Genomic DNA, 12,370 nt, shown 5'->3' with positions numbered 1-12,370 from the left:
CTCATCGTAGGGGGTGCCCTTCGTCGGCGATCAGACCGCGATCACGCAGATCGTCCCAGACCGCCTCGGCGACCGGGCGTGCGACGAGACGGCTGTTGCGCGCGACCTGCTCCGCGCTGGCACCGCCCATCACCACCGCGCCCACGGCGGGATGCGTCAGCGGATACTGTGCGGCCAGCTCGGGGAGTGTGGTGCCATGATGCCGGGCGACCCGGGCGATCGCCTGAGCCCGGGCGAGCACCGAGCGGTCCGCGGGGCCGTAGTCGAACGTGGCATCGCGAGCGGGAGCATCCGTCGCGAGGATTCCCGAGTTGAAGACGGCGGCGGCCAGCACCGTCACCGCACGCTCCCGGGCGATCGGGAGCAGGTCATCGGCGGCCGACTGGTCGAGCAGCGTCCAGCGCCCGGCGACCATCATGACGTCGGCATCCGTCTCCTGCACGAACCGCGTGAGCATGCCGCTCTGATTCATGCCGGCACCGAACGAGCGGATGACGCCCTGGTCCCGCAGCTCGCTCAGGGCGGGGAAGGCACCCTCGAGCGCCTCGCGCTCGTGCTCATCGGGATCGTGCACCAGAGCGATGTCGATGCGGTCGAGTCCGAGGCGCTCGAGCGACTGCTCGACCGAGCGCAGCACGCCGTCGCGGGAGTAGTCGCGCACGCGCCGATGATCCGCCGGCACGTCGAACAGGTTGTCGAGGTCCGAGCGGCCCTCGGCATCCTGCGGAACCAGCAGGCGTCCGACCTTGGTCGAGACGATGTACTCCTCACGCGGGAGCTCGCGCAGGCTCTCGCCGAGGCGTCGCTCGGCGAGGCCGAGACCGTAGTGCGGCGCGACATCGAAGTACCGCACGCCGCCCTCCCACGCGGCCGGCACGATCCGCGGCCACTCCCGGTCGTCCAGCGCCCGGTACAGATTGCCGAGCGCGGCAGCCCCATAGGCGACAGGCGGGGCGAGAAGCCCTCCGCGTCCGATCGCGACGGGCTTCGCTGCGGTGGAGGCAGGCGCACTCATGACACGATCAGCCGGCCCAGGGCGTCATCGTTCCAGGGGATGCCGAGGCCCGCCTGCGTCGGCGCCCACCCGCGACCGTTCTCGATGCGGATCTCGCCCGTCGTGACCGCTCGCAGCTGCGGGATGTGCTCGAGGTACAGCGCGTTGGGGATCGCGCAGACGAGGGAGACGTGGAGCTCCATGAGGAAGTGCGGCGCGACGGGGGCGTTGAAGGACTCGGCCAGATGCGCGATCTTGAGCCACGGAGTGATCCCGCCGACCCGGGCGACGTCGGCCTGCACGATCGACGCGCCGCCACGCTGCAGGTGCTCGCGGAAGTGACCGAGCGAGTACATGCTCTCGCCGACCGCGATCGGCACCGACGTCGAGCGCGCCAGAAGACGATGCCCCTCGATGTCCTCCGCAGGCAGGGGCTCTTCGAACCAGAAGACGTCGACCTGCTCGAACAGCCGGGCTCGACGCACGGCTTCGGCGACCGTGAACGACTGGTTCGCGTCGACCATGATGTCCATGCCGGGTCCGACCGCGTCGCGCACGGCACGCAGTCGCTCGAGGTCCTGGTGCCCTCGCGGCATGCCGACCTTGATCTTCACGCCGCCCATGCCGCGCTCTTTGGCGGCGACCGCATGGGCGACGAGCTCGTCGGTGCGGAAGTGCAGCCATCCGCCCTCCGTGTCGTACACGGGCACGGAGGGCGACGCGCCTCCGGCGGCGACCCAGAGCGGGAGTCCGGCGCGACGGGTCTTCGCATCCCAGACCGCGGTGTCGACCGCGGCGAGCGCGAGTGCCGTGATCGGCCCGACCGTGGTGGCGCGAGTGATGCCGAAGAGTGCGAGCCACAGCGCTTCGGGACGCTCGGCCTCGAGCCCGATCAGAGCGGGCAGCAGCGTCTCGCGCAGCATGCTGAGCACCGCCCCGCCGCCGGTGCCGATCGTGTAGCTGTAGCCGATGCCCTCGGTGCCGTCGGCGGTGCGCAGCCGCACGAAGATGGTCTCCTGCTTGACGAACGTCTGCAGGGCATCCGTGCGCTCGGTCTCCACGGGCAGGTCACACAGCTGCGCTTCCGCGTGCACGATGCGGCTGCCGGCCGTCGCGTCCGCGACGACCTCCCGCACGGGCTTCGTGGTGTGGTGTGTCGTGGTCATCAGCGTCCTCCGAGTCCGCCCAGGGTGACCCCCTTGATGAGCTGCCGTTGCAGCAGCAGCACGAGGATCAACGAGGGGATGACGGCCAGTGTCGATGCGGCCATGAGCAGCGACCACTGCGTGCCGAACTGACCGGTGAACATGCCGAGCCCGAGGGGCACGGTGGCCATGTCCTGCGTGTTGATGATGATCAGCGGCCACAGGTACGAGTTCCAATAGCCGATGAACGAGAACACCGCGAGCACGCTGAGCGGGGCGACCAGCTGCGGCAGCAGCACCGACCACAGGGTGCGCAGTCGCGAGGCGCCGTCGATCAGTGCCGCCTCCTCGTACTCCATGGGGATGGTGAGGAAGAACTGCCGCATCAGGAACGTGCCGAACGCGGTGAAGGCGAACGGGATGATGAGGGCCGCGTAGCTGTCGTTCCATCCCCAGCTGTTGATCATGATGAAGAGCGGGACGACGAGCACCTCCTGCGGCAGCACGAGCGTGAGCACGAACAGCAGGAAGAGCTTGTCGCGGTACTTGAACCGCAGTCGAGAGAAGGCGTAGGCCGAGAGCACGGCGACGATCACCGAGAGGGCGGCGCCGAGGATCGCGACGAACAGGCCGTTGAGGATGAAGCGTCCGAACGGCACGACGGTCCACGCCTCGACGAAGTTCGCCCAGCGGATCTCCGATCCGAAGATCTGCGGGGTGGCGGTGAAGACCTCGTTCTCGGGCTTGAGCGCCGTGAGGAACATCCAGATGAAGGGGAACGCGAAGATCAGCGCGACCACGGCGATGGCCGCGGTGTTGAGCCACTCCTTGAGCGACTCACGGCGCTGTCGCGCACGACGGGGCAGGCTCACGACGTCACTCATAGTTCACCCACCTGCGCTGGCCGACGAACTGCAGGGCCGTGATGAGCATCACGACGAGGAAGAGGATCCACGCGAGAGCGGATGCATAGCCGAGCCGATCGAAGACGAATCCGTTGCGGTACAGGTACAGCACGAAGGTGTTGGTGCTCTCTCCCGGCCCGCCCTGCGTGAGGAAGAGCGGCTGCACGAACACCTGGAACGCGCCGATCATCGTCATCGTGGAGCAGAAGAACAGCGACGGCGAGAGCAGCGGGAGGATGATGAAGCGCAGTCGCTGCCACGCCGAGGTGCCGTCGATGCGAGAGGCCTCGAGCAGTTCCTTCGGGATGGCGCTGAGTCCGGCCGACAGGACGATCACGTTGTAGCCGAACGACTGCCATACCGACATCGCGATGACCGAGGGCAGCGCCCACGCCGAGTCCGACAGCCAGTTCGGTCCGTCGATGCCGACGGTCGCGAGCATCGAGTTGACGAGACCGTCCTGCGAGAGCAGGAGTCGCCACACCAGCGCGTTGGCCACCATGGGCGTGATCACGGGGAGGAAGAAGATGACCCGCCACGCCCCGGCCGCCTTCATGCGCGTGCTGAGCCACAGCGAGATGGTGAGGGCGACGACCAGATTCAGCGCCGTGTACACGATCGCGAAGATCAGGGTGTTGCCGAGCACCGTGTAGAACGTCGGGTCGCGGAACAGCTTGACGTAGTTCTCGAAGCCGATGAAGTCGGGGCTGCCGAACAGCTTCCAGTCGAACAGGCTGATGAAGGCCGACCCGAACAGCGGAGTGAGGATGAAGAGGACGAACCCGATCATCCCGGGTGCGAGGAAGGCCACCGCCACCCAGGCTTGGCCGCGCCGTCGCGGGGGGCGGGGAACCCGCGGGGCGGGAGCGCCGAAGGGCACTCCCGCCGCGCCGGGCATGGGAGAGGAGGCCGTGGCCTCTCTCCGCTCGCTCATGATCGCCATCCGCTCAGCCCGCGACCGAGTTCTGGATGGTCTCCATGATCTCCTCCGCCGTCAGCTCACCCCGGTAGCCCTGCACTCCGTACTGGGTCATCAGGGTCTCGACCTGGTTCCAGGTCGGGGTGGTGCGCTGCGGGGTCGCATCGGCCAGCAGAGCCTCGACGACCTCGGCCGCACCCTCGGTCTTGCCCTCAACCCAGGCCGGAAGCGCCTCGATGCGCGCCGGAACGATGCCGCGCGCCTCGGCCTGCTTCTCCTGCACGGACACCGAGGTCAGTGCCTCGATCGCCGCGAACGCCTCGTCCGGGCGGTCGCAGTTGGCCGCGATGCCGAAGCCCGAACCCGCCGTCATCGCGGCGGCCTCGCCGCTGGTCGACGGGACGATCGTGACGCCGAGCGTGAAGTCGGCGGCGTCGGCGAAGCTGCCGTACATCCACGGACCTTCGATCAGCATCGGCACCTCGCCCGAGGTGAAGGCCTGCTGCGAGACCTCCGAGCCGTCCGCCGCCTCGGGGGCCTTGGCGACCTGCTCGACCGACACCAGGTCGAAGAAGCTCTGGATCTGGTCGACGAAGTCGGGGTTCGTGAGGTCGAGCTCGCCGTCCTCGGTCACGGCCGGAACGCCGTCGGCGAGCGACCAGGCGTTCGGGATGAAGATGCCGGGTGCGAGCGCCAGGCCCTTCTTGTCGCCGTCGGTCAGCGCCTTCGCATCCGCGATGAACTGATCGCGCGTGTACTCGGTGCCGGGCAGTTCGAGACCCGCGGCCTCGAACGCCTCGACGTTGTAGAACAGCACGATCGGCTCGGCGTCGTAGGGGATCGCCCTGATCGTGCCGTCGACCGTCATGCCGCTGAGCATGGATGCGTCGATGTTCTCGATGTCGAAGTCGGACTTCTCGATCAGGTCGTCGAGCGGCATCAGCAGGTCGCCGAGCTCCTGCGCGCGGGCCGCCTGCGTGGTCAGCAGGCAGGGCGGGTTCGAGCCGCTGAGGCGGGTCTTCACCTTGGTCCAGTAGTCCGAGAAGCTGGGCCCCTCGACGGTGATGTCGAGGTCGGGATCCTCGGCCTGGGCGCCGTCGATGAAGTCAGCCCACTGCGCCTGATCGCCCTCGCTGGCGGCCCACGTGTAGAGCACGAGAGGGCCGCCGGCGTCGCCGCCTCCTCCTCCTCCCGAGCCGCTGGCACAGCCGGCGAGGGTGAGAGCGGTGAGGCCCGCGACGCCTGTCAGGATGAGACGCTTCGCGCGTCGGGATGAGAGTGCATTCATTCTGTCTGCCTCCTTCATTGGATGCTGATTCGATGCGATGGGTGAGGGGGTGCTGCTCGGGGGTTCGGGTCGTGCTCGGGTCACTCGGAGAAGTCGATGGCGACGACGTCGATCAGGGCGCCGCTCGGCGCGGGGGCGACGATGCGCAGCTCGCCCAGGTCGTCGCCGGCGATCGAGGCCTCGTGCACCTCGAAGCTCGCGTCATGCTGCAGCTCGAGATCGTCGGCCAGGCGGTGCACCCGGGTGATGCGACGCACGGGCAGGCCCCGCACGATGATCTCGTCGACCGGCACCGCGGTCAGATGCAGGTAGAGGCGTCCGGCGCGCGCGGTCGTCGGCCCGTGGAAGTCGATGCCGACGGTGGGCTCGACACCGATCACGGACTCGGCGTGCGCGTGCATCCATTCCGCGAACTCGCCCAGCCGCTCCTGTTCGACCGCCGGCAGCGCACCGTCGGGACCGGGCCCCACGTTGAGCAGCAGATTGCCGCCGCGGGCGACGACGTCGATGAGGGTGACGAGGAGCGACCGCGCGGACTTCTCGTTGTCCGGCCCCGTGCGCCATGCCCAGTGATCGCCGATCGTGAGGCACAGCTCCCAGGGACCGGTCGGCGGGGTGAGCGGGAAGCCCTGCTCGGGGGTGCGGTAGTCGCCCTGGCCGGGCAGGCGGTCGTTGATGACGACATCGGGCTGCAGCTCCTTGATCAGGCGGCGCAGTGCCGGCGCCGTCCACTCGACGGCGGAGCGCTCCCAGTCGCCGTCGAACCAGAGCAGATCGATCTGCCCGTAGTTCGTGAGGAGCTCGGTCAGCTGCGCCCGGACGTAGTCGAGGTAGCGCGACCACTCCTCCGGACTCGACCGCCGGTGCCGATCGGTCGCGTCGGGGGTGTCGGCGAACTCGGCGAGGCCCGCGGCGGGCCAGTGCTCGAGCTTGTACGGCCGGTCCTCATCGCGGAATGCCGGATAGTCGGGGTGGTTCCAGTCGGGGAGGCTGTAGTAGATGCCGACCTTCAGACCCTCGGCGCGCACGGCGTCGACGAACTCACGGGTGATGTCGCGACCGAAGGGGCCGTGCTGCACGCCGAAGTCGGACTCCTCGGTGAAGAACATGTTGTATCCGGCATGGTGACGTGCCGTGAAGACGAGGTAGGTGGCTCCCGCTTCGCGGGCACGACGCGCGAGATCTGCGGCATCCCAGTTCACGGGGTCGAACGTCGGAGCCGTCGCCTGGTACTCGGCCACGGTCACGGCGTCTTCCACGGCATCCTCACCCGGGATGATCGATCGTCCGACGAGGGGCCAGGAGATCTCGATGCCCTGCTGCGATGCCTGGTCCCAGTGCACGAAAAGGCCGAAGCCTGCGCCGCTGAACCACTCCCCGCCGGGGATGCGCTCTGTGGGGCGTCGGAAGCGTGCGTCTGTCATCGAACCTCTCCTTTGAGTCCAAGATTTCCTATAGGATACGTGATAGACGAAACCGTTCACAAGGGTGTGATGAAAGGTGCCTACCGATGGCGATGTTCGAAACCGATCCTGTTCGTCCCGAGGCCTACCGCGAGTTCGAGCGACCGCTTCCCGAGTGGTTCCGCGGCGCCGCACTGGGGATCTTCGTGCACTGGGGGCCGTACTCGGTTCCCGCCTGGGCAGAGCCCACCGGTGAGCTCGGCGCCGTGCCACGGGACGAGTGGTACGCCCACAATCCCTATGCCGAGTGGTACGCCAACACCATGCGCATCGAGGGCTCGCCGACCCACCGGCATCACGAGGAGGTCTACGGCGGGGCTCCTTATGACGACTTCCTCGATGCCTGGAAGGCCGAGGAGTTCGACGCCGACGAGGTGCTCGCCGTGGTCGCGGCGACGGGCGCACGGTACTTCATCCCCACGACCAAGCACCACGACGGCGTCACGCTCTGGGACGCACCGGGAACGGATGGGCGCAACACCGTCGCCCGTGGCCCTGGGCAGGACCTCATCGGAGCCTTCGCCGACGCGACGCGCGCGGCCGGCCTCCGCTTCGGCGTGTATTACTCGGGCGGTCTCGACTGGCACTTCTCCGACCTGCCGCCCATCGACCATGACGGCGCCCCCGCCCCCGATGACCTCGCCTACGCGGAATATGCGCACGACCACGTCATCGACCTGATCGACCGCTATCGTCCCGACATCCTCTGGGGCGACATCCGGTGGCCGGCTGCGGGAATCGAGCCGGCGCCGAAGAGCATCGCCCACGCCTTCCAGACGTTCTACGCGCAGGTTCCCGAGGGCGTCGTCAACGATCGCTGGGGCGAGTCCCACTGGGACTTCCGCACCAGCGAGTACGTGCACGGCACCGCAGTCGAGGTCGGCGAGGCGTGGGAGAACACCCGGGGGATCGGGCTCTCGTTCGGCCACAACCGCAGGGAGACGAGCGAGCACCTGCTGTCGGCGCACGAGGCCGTGCTTCTGCTCGTCGACGTGGTCTCACGGGGCGGCAACCTGCTGCTCAACATCGGCCTCGAGGCGTCCGGCCGCATCCCCGATCTGCAGCGACAGACCCTCGAGGGCATCGGCCACTGGAACAGGCAGTACGGGCACGCCGTGTTCGGTGCGCGACCGGAAGAGCGGATGCCGGCGTCCGACGACCCCTGGCTGCGCTGGACACGCACGGATGACGCGGTGCACGCGGTCGTCGACCGGAACGGACACGTCGAGCTCCCCGATCCGCACGACATGCTCGACGAGAGCAGCGCACGGATCGGCGAGCATCCGGTGACCGCAGAACGCGTCGATGGTGTCATCCTGGTCGAGGTGGCGGACGCGACGACCCCGGTCGCGATCTCGTTCCAGCCCAGGGACTGACGGAAGGACCCTCTCATGCGCATCGCTCTGCACTCCGAGATCCGCGACGGCGCGGTCGACGACTACCGCACGAACCACGCCCGCATCCCGGATGCTCTCGCCGAGACCTTCGCGCGCATCGGCATCCACGACTGGACGATCTGGAGGTCGGGCCGGCGCCTGTTCCACCTGGTCGACTGCGATGACTGGGATGCCGCGGTCGCCGCGCTCGAGGACGATCCGGCCGACCACGCCTGGCAGGCCGACATCGGTCGCTTCGTCGAGCTCTTCCGCGACGAAGACGGCGCCGAGGGCACCGCTCCCCTGGAGCAGGTCTGGGATCTGAGGTCACAGGTCTCCTGACCGCCCCGCTGCCCGGGTCTGCCGCGGGCTCGTGGCAGAGTAGCCCCGTGACTCGGACGTGGGTGCGCGAGCTGGCCGGCTGGATGTGCGCTGCCGCCGTGTCGATCGTCACCGCATCCGTGGTCGCGTCGTCAGCCCGGTCCGACCTGCTCTTCCGAGACGGCGATTCACTGGTCGTCGCGATGCTCGCGCGGTCGCTGCTGTCGGGAGAATCGCTCGACTGGGCGATGTCGAGCGTGCTGTTCCTGCCCGAGACCGCGGCGTTCACCGCGATCGACGCCGCCGTGCCTGCGACGGTGAACGGCCTCTTCGCGATCAGCGCGGTCGTCAATCTCCTCGCCCTCTATGGAGCCATCCGGCTCGTCGCCGGCCGCGGCCGCGCGGGCTCTGCGCCCGTCACCTGGTCCGTCGTCGCGCTCGGGGTGTTCGGCATGCTCGCGATGACCGATGTCTCGGCGTCGCGAGAGGCGCTCGACCTCGCATCCCTGCAGCTGACGACCACCTACTACTCGGCGACCGTGATCGGCGTCGTCATCACGGTCGGCATCGTTCGGCGCGTGATCGACGACGGCCGCCTCAGAGCCTCGCCGTCGATCGCTCTCGGCGCCGTCGCGCTCTTATCGGCTCTCTCGAACCCGCTGTACGCGGTGTGGGCGACCCTCCTCCTCGCGATCATCCTGGCATCGCCGCCGTGTCGCCGTCGCGGCGTGCGCAGATCCTCGCCCTCATCGCGGTGCTGCTCGCCGGCACCACCGCGGGCTTCCTGGCTCGTATTCCGTTCGCGGCATGGATCGCGAACACCGGCGTCGGCTACGCGCAGCCCGACCACTGGCACGAGTCGGTCGGCTATTACGCACGGCTCATCGCCGAACGCGGTCAGAGCCTCCCCGGGCTGATCGGGCTGCTGGTCACCGTCGCCCTCATCGTCTTCGCCGTCGTGAGAACGGCGCAACAGGGCGACCCGGGAACCCGTCTCGTCGCCGCGATGGCCTGGGCGGCACCGATCGTCGTCGTCGTCGGGGCGATCGCGCTGGGCACGCATGCCGCGCGCTACCTGCAGCCTCTCGTCTTCGCTCCGGTGCTCGTGCTCGTCGCGTCACCTCGCGCGATTCGCCTCCCCGCCCGCCTGCGTCGTTCGACCGCTGCCATCGTCGGCGTGGTGCTTCTCGTCGTCGGCGGCCTCAGCATCCCGCGCCTGGCGGACGCGGCCGCCCGGCCGGACCCCGATCTCGCGTGCGTGACGGACTGGGTCGACGCCTCCGGTCGCACGGGCGCCGGACAGTTCTGGACCGTTCGTCTGCCCGCACTGCATGTCGCAGACCTCTCGCGCCTCGTCCAGGTCGATCATCAGCTCAACGGCTACGCGTGGCTGGTCAACCGCACGGACTTCGCAGTCGGCGAGGTGTCCTTCCTCGTCGAGGATTCGCAGACCGTGCCGTGGGATCTTCCGCAGGCGGTGCAGCCTGAGCGTGTGGTCGAGTGCGGCCGGTACTCGATCCTGGACTTCGGCAGTCAGACCCTGCCCCTGGGACCGCAGCGCAGCTGAGCCAGACCGCAGCGACCCGGTCAGCGAGCCGGTGCCGCGGTGGTCGTTCCCTCGCGGAACCGACACGTGAGGTGCAGGGTCTGGCCGGGTTCTCCCCGGAGCATCCGCGCGACCTGCTCCCCTGCGGCGCGCCCCTTCTCGACCGCCGGCTGCACGCTGGTCGTGAGCACGAGGTCGCCGAGCCCATCGGCGGCGATCCCGTCGAAACCCGCGACCGACAGGTCTTCGGGCACGCGCAGTCCCAGCTCCTCCGCGGCGCGGATGATGCCGACGGCGATCAGATCGCTCTGAGCGAGGATCGCCGTGGGCCGCGTCTCGGCATCCGCCAGCAGATGCCGTCCGGCGAGGAGCCCCTCGTCGATGAAGCTGCCTCCGGCCGAGATCGCGGGCGCGTCGGGAAAGATCTCGCGCATGCCGGCGAGGCGATCGATGGTCACATCCACCGTCGCCGCGTCGATTCGCTCCTGAGTGACCGGTCCCCGCTCGCGACGGGTGTCGAGCGGCAGCGTGACGAGTGCGACGTCGCGGTGCCCGAGGTCGCGCAGGTGACGAGCGACGTCCGCGGCCGCCGCAGAGTTGTCGAGCAGGATCTTCGGGATGCCCTCTCCCGCGTCGCCCTCGATCACGACGACCGGCAGGCCTCGGCTGCGCACGATGTCGAGCGACGCCTTGGCGCGCCCCGAGCACCCGATCAGCACGACCGCATCGACGGGTGCGTTCGAGAGAGACGACTCGTCGTCGCCCGGCTCGTCGCGCATCAGCAGTATGCCGGCACTGAGCTCGGCCATCCCATCGGTCAGGCCGTCCATCATGGCGGTGGTCACCGGGTCGAGGAACGCCGCACGCAGGTGGCCCTCGAGCACGACCGCGACGATGCCGCTGCGTCCTCGACGCAGCGATGCGGCGCGCGGGTCGGGACCGGCATACCCGAGGGCCGCCGCTGCGGCGAGCACCCGCTCGCGCGTGGCCGGTGCGACGTTGGCCTTGCCGCTGAAGACGACGGATGCCGTCGACGTGGCAACTCCCGCCTCGCGTGCGACATCGGCGATCGTCGCTCGGCGCGGGCTGTCGTGGCTCGTCATACTCCGAGGATAGCTCCCCGACTTCCCGATCATCGAATCGATTCGATATGCTGATCCGCATGGACACGGCTCTCTCCCGATCGCAGTACGTGCGCTGGCGCACCGCGATCTTCGCGATCTTCCTCGCCAGCGGTCTCTCGATCGCGACCTGGGCGTCCCGTGTCCCCGACATCAAGCTCGCCCTCGAGGTCGACAAGGCTCAGGTGGGCATGCTGCTGCTCGGCGCGGGCATCGCCTCGATCATCGGCATCTCGACCAGCCCCGCGATCATGGCACGCACCGGCGCGCGCCTCGGCATGATGGTGTCGATCTTCACCTTCGCCTCGGGTGTGGCCCTCATCGGCATCGGCGCCAACGTCCTCGGCTCGTACTCCGTGGTGCTGATCGGTCTCGTGCTGTTCGGACTCGGCAACGGCTGCGTCGACGTCATGATGAACGTCGAGGCCACCGCGATCGAGCAGCACTCGGGCAAGACGATCCTGCCCCTCTTCCACGCCTTCTTCAGCTTCGGCACCGTGATCGGCGCCGGGCTGGGGGCGCTTGCCGCACAGCTGCACATCGACGTCTTCACCCATACGCTCGTGATCGCCGTCGCGATCGCCGCCATCGGCATCGCCAGCATCGCGAACGTGCCGCGACGCGAAGAGGCGCTCGACCCCGCGGCAGACGACGCAGAGAAGCCGCACTGGCGGGAACGGATGCACGTCGCGATGTCCGCCTGGCGCGAACCGCGCACCTATGCGATCGGCGTCGTCATGCTCGGCATGTCGTTCGCAGAGGGCGGTGCCAACGACTGGCTCGCCCTCGGCGTCGCCGAAGACCACGGAGGCGGTACCGCACTGGGCGCCGCCGCGCTCGCGACGTTCTCGGTCGCGATGACCGTCGTCCGCGTCTTCGGAGGCCCCCTGGTCGACAGGTTCGGCCGCGTCGCCGTGCTGCGCATCCTCGCGGTTGCCGCCGCATCCGGCATCCTGCTCTTCATCCTCGCCCCCAGCCTTCCTCTCGTCTTCGTGGGCGCAGCGCTGTGGGGCGTCGGCGCTTCTCTCGGCTTCCCGCTCGGTATGTCCGCCGCCGCAGACGACCCCGCCAAGGCGGCCGCGCGAGTGAGCGCAGCCGCGACGATCGGCTACATCTCGTTCCTGGGCGGCCCGCCCGTGCTCGGCTTCATCAGCGAGCACATCGGACTGCTCAACACGCTCTACATCCTCGTCGGCCTGGTCGTGTTGTCCGGCCTGTTCTCGGGTGCCGCGCGCCCGCTCCGCAAGGACGAGATGTCGACGCCGCCGGTCACCGCGAAGTCAGCCTCGTAG

11 protein-coding genes are annotated in these 12,370 nt (G+C 68.8%); 4 read left to right on the top strand and 7 right to left on the bottom strand.

Translation table 11 applies throughout. From position 1 onward, the window contains the following. Window position 1: 1 nt before the first annotated feature. The 6 genes from SOM10_RS08140 to SOM10_RS08115 form a co-directional block, all read right to left on the bottom strand. The gene (locus SOM10_RS08140; protein ID WP_320489417.1) at window positions 2–1,015 is read right to left on the bottom strand and encodes an aldo/keto reductase; all 1,014 of its coding nucleotides are present in this window, start codon (window positions 1,013–1,015) and stop codon (window positions 2–4) included. Further along, window positions 1,012–2,160: a mandelate racemase/muconate lactonizing enzyme family protein gene (locus SOM10_RS08135; protein ID WP_320489416.1), complete on the bottom strand. Its 1,149-nt coding sequence runs from the start codon at window positions 2,158–2,160 to the stop codon at window positions 1,012–1,014. The genes SOM10_RS08140 and SOM10_RS08135 overlap by 4 nt, the downstream gene beginning before the upstream one ends. Continuing rightward, on the bottom strand, window positions 2,160–3,023 hold the full coding sequence (locus SOM10_RS08130; protein WP_187249122.1) for a carbohydrate ABC transporter permease: 864 nt from the start codon (window positions 3,021–3,023) through the stop codon (window positions 2,160–2,162). Before SOM10_RS08130 ends, SOM10_RS08135 begins: the two co-directional genes overlap by 1 nt. Further along, on the bottom strand, window positions 3,016–3,978 hold the full coding sequence (locus tag SOM10_RS08125; protein ID WP_320489414.1) for a carbohydrate ABC transporter permease: 963 nt from the start codon (window positions 3,976–3,978) through the stop codon (window positions 3,016–3,018). The genes SOM10_RS08130 and SOM10_RS08125 overlap by 8 nt, the downstream gene beginning before the upstream one ends. Before the next feature lie 13 nt (window positions 3,979–3,991). Beyond that, entirely contained in the window at window positions 3,992–5,251 is a 1,260-nt protein-coding gene (locus SOM10_RS08120) for an ABC transporter substrate-binding protein (RefSeq protein WP_320489412.1), read from the bottom strand. Window positions 5,252–5,331: 80 nt separating this feature from the next. Continuing rightward, the gene (locus SOM10_RS08115) at window positions 5,332–6,675 is read right to left on the bottom strand and encodes an alpha-L-fucosidase (protein WP_187249123.1); all 1,344 of its coding nucleotides are present in this window, start codon (window positions 6,673–6,675) and stop codon (window positions 5,332–5,334) included. Window positions 6,676–6,761: 86 nt separating this feature from the next. On the opposite strand from SOM10_RS08115, the gene SOM10_RS08110 reads away from it, so the two are divergent. From SOM10_RS08110 to SOM10_RS08100, 3 genes are all read left to right on the top strand, one after another. Continuing rightward, on the top strand, window positions 6,762–8,090 hold the full coding sequence (locus tag SOM10_RS08110; protein ID WP_320489409.1) for an alpha-L-fucosidase: 1,329 nt from the start codon (window positions 6,762–6,764) through the stop codon (window positions 8,088–8,090). A gap of 15 nt (window positions 8,091–8,105) precedes the next feature. Beyond that, the gene (locus tag SOM10_RS08105) at window positions 8,106–8,432 is read left to right on the top strand and encodes an L-rhamnose mutarotase (protein WP_053098302.1); all 327 of its coding nucleotides are present in this window, start codon (window positions 8,106–8,108) and stop codon (window positions 8,430–8,432) included. A gap of 691 nt (window positions 8,433–9,123) precedes the next feature. After that, a complete protein-coding gene (locus SOM10_RS08100) occupies window positions 9,124–9,978 on the top strand; it encodes a hypothetical protein (protein WP_320489408.1) in 855 nt (284 codons plus the stop codon). 20 nt (window positions 9,979–9,998) lie between these two features. Here SOM10_RS08100 and SOM10_RS08095 read toward each other — a convergent pair whose 3' ends face one another. Next, window positions 9,999–11,060, bottom strand: coding sequence for a LacI family DNA-binding transcriptional regulator (locus SOM10_RS08095; protein WP_320489407.1), 1,062 nt, complete (start codon window positions 11,058–11,060; stop codon window positions 9,999–10,001). A 59-nt stretch (window positions 11,061–11,119) separates the two neighbouring features. Here SOM10_RS08095 and SOM10_RS08090 point away from each other — a divergent pair, with 59 nt between their 5' ends. Next, entirely contained in the window at window positions 11,120–12,370 is a 1,251-nt protein-coding gene (locus tag SOM10_RS08090) for an MFS transporter (RefSeq protein ID WP_320489405.1), read from the top strand.

The sequence above is a fragment of the Microbacterium sp. CFBP9023 genome (assembly GCF_034045055.1).
Lineage (GTDB): Bacteria > Actinomycetota > Actinomycetes > Actinomycetales > Microbacteriaceae > Microbacterium.
This window is presented reverse-complemented; position numbering and strand designations above follow the sequence as displayed.

What these genes read in the sequence shown, in the direction of transcription:
- SOM10_RS08140 (WP_320489417.1), bottom strand. Translation starts at nt 1,015, where the DNA reads ATGAGTGCGCCTGCCTCCACCGCAGCGAAGCCCGTCGCGATCGGACGC.
- SOM10_RS08135 (WP_320489416.1), bottom strand. Translation starts at nt 2,160, where the DNA reads ATGACCACGACACACCACACCACGAAGCCCGTGCGGGAGGTCGTCGCG.
- SOM10_RS08130 (WP_187249122.1), bottom strand. Translation starts at nt 3,023, where the DNA reads ATGAGTGACGTCGTGAGCCTGCCCCGTCGTGCGCGACAGCGCCGTGAG.
- SOM10_RS08125 (WP_320489414.1), bottom strand. Translation starts at nt 3,978, where the DNA reads ATGAGCGAGCGGAGAGAGGCCACGGCCTCCTCTCCCATGCCCGGCGCG.
- SOM10_RS08120 (WP_320489412.1), bottom strand. Translation starts at nt 5,251, where the DNA reads ATGAATGCACTCTCATCCCGACGCGCGAAGCGTCTCATCCTGACAGGC.
- SOM10_RS08115 (WP_187249123.1), bottom strand. Translation starts at nt 6,675, where the DNA reads ATGACAGACGCACGCTTCCGACGCCCCACAGAGCGCATCCCCGGCGGG.
- SOM10_RS08110 (WP_320489409.1), top strand. Translation starts at nt 6,762, where the DNA reads ATGGCGATGTTCGAAACCGATCCTGTTCGTCCCGAGGCCTACCGCGAG.
- SOM10_RS08105 (WP_053098302.1), top strand. Translation starts at nt 8,106, where the DNA reads ATGCGCATCGCTCTGCACTCCGAGATCCGCGACGGCGCGGTCGACGAC.
- SOM10_RS08095 (WP_320489407.1), bottom strand. Translation starts at nt 11,060, where the DNA reads ATGACGAGCCACGACAGCCCGCGCCGAGCGACGATCGCCGATGTCGCA.
- SOM10_RS08090 (WP_320489405.1), top strand. Translation starts at nt 11,120, where the DNA reads ATGGACACGGCTCTCTCCCGATCGCAGTACGTGCGCTGGCGCACCGCG.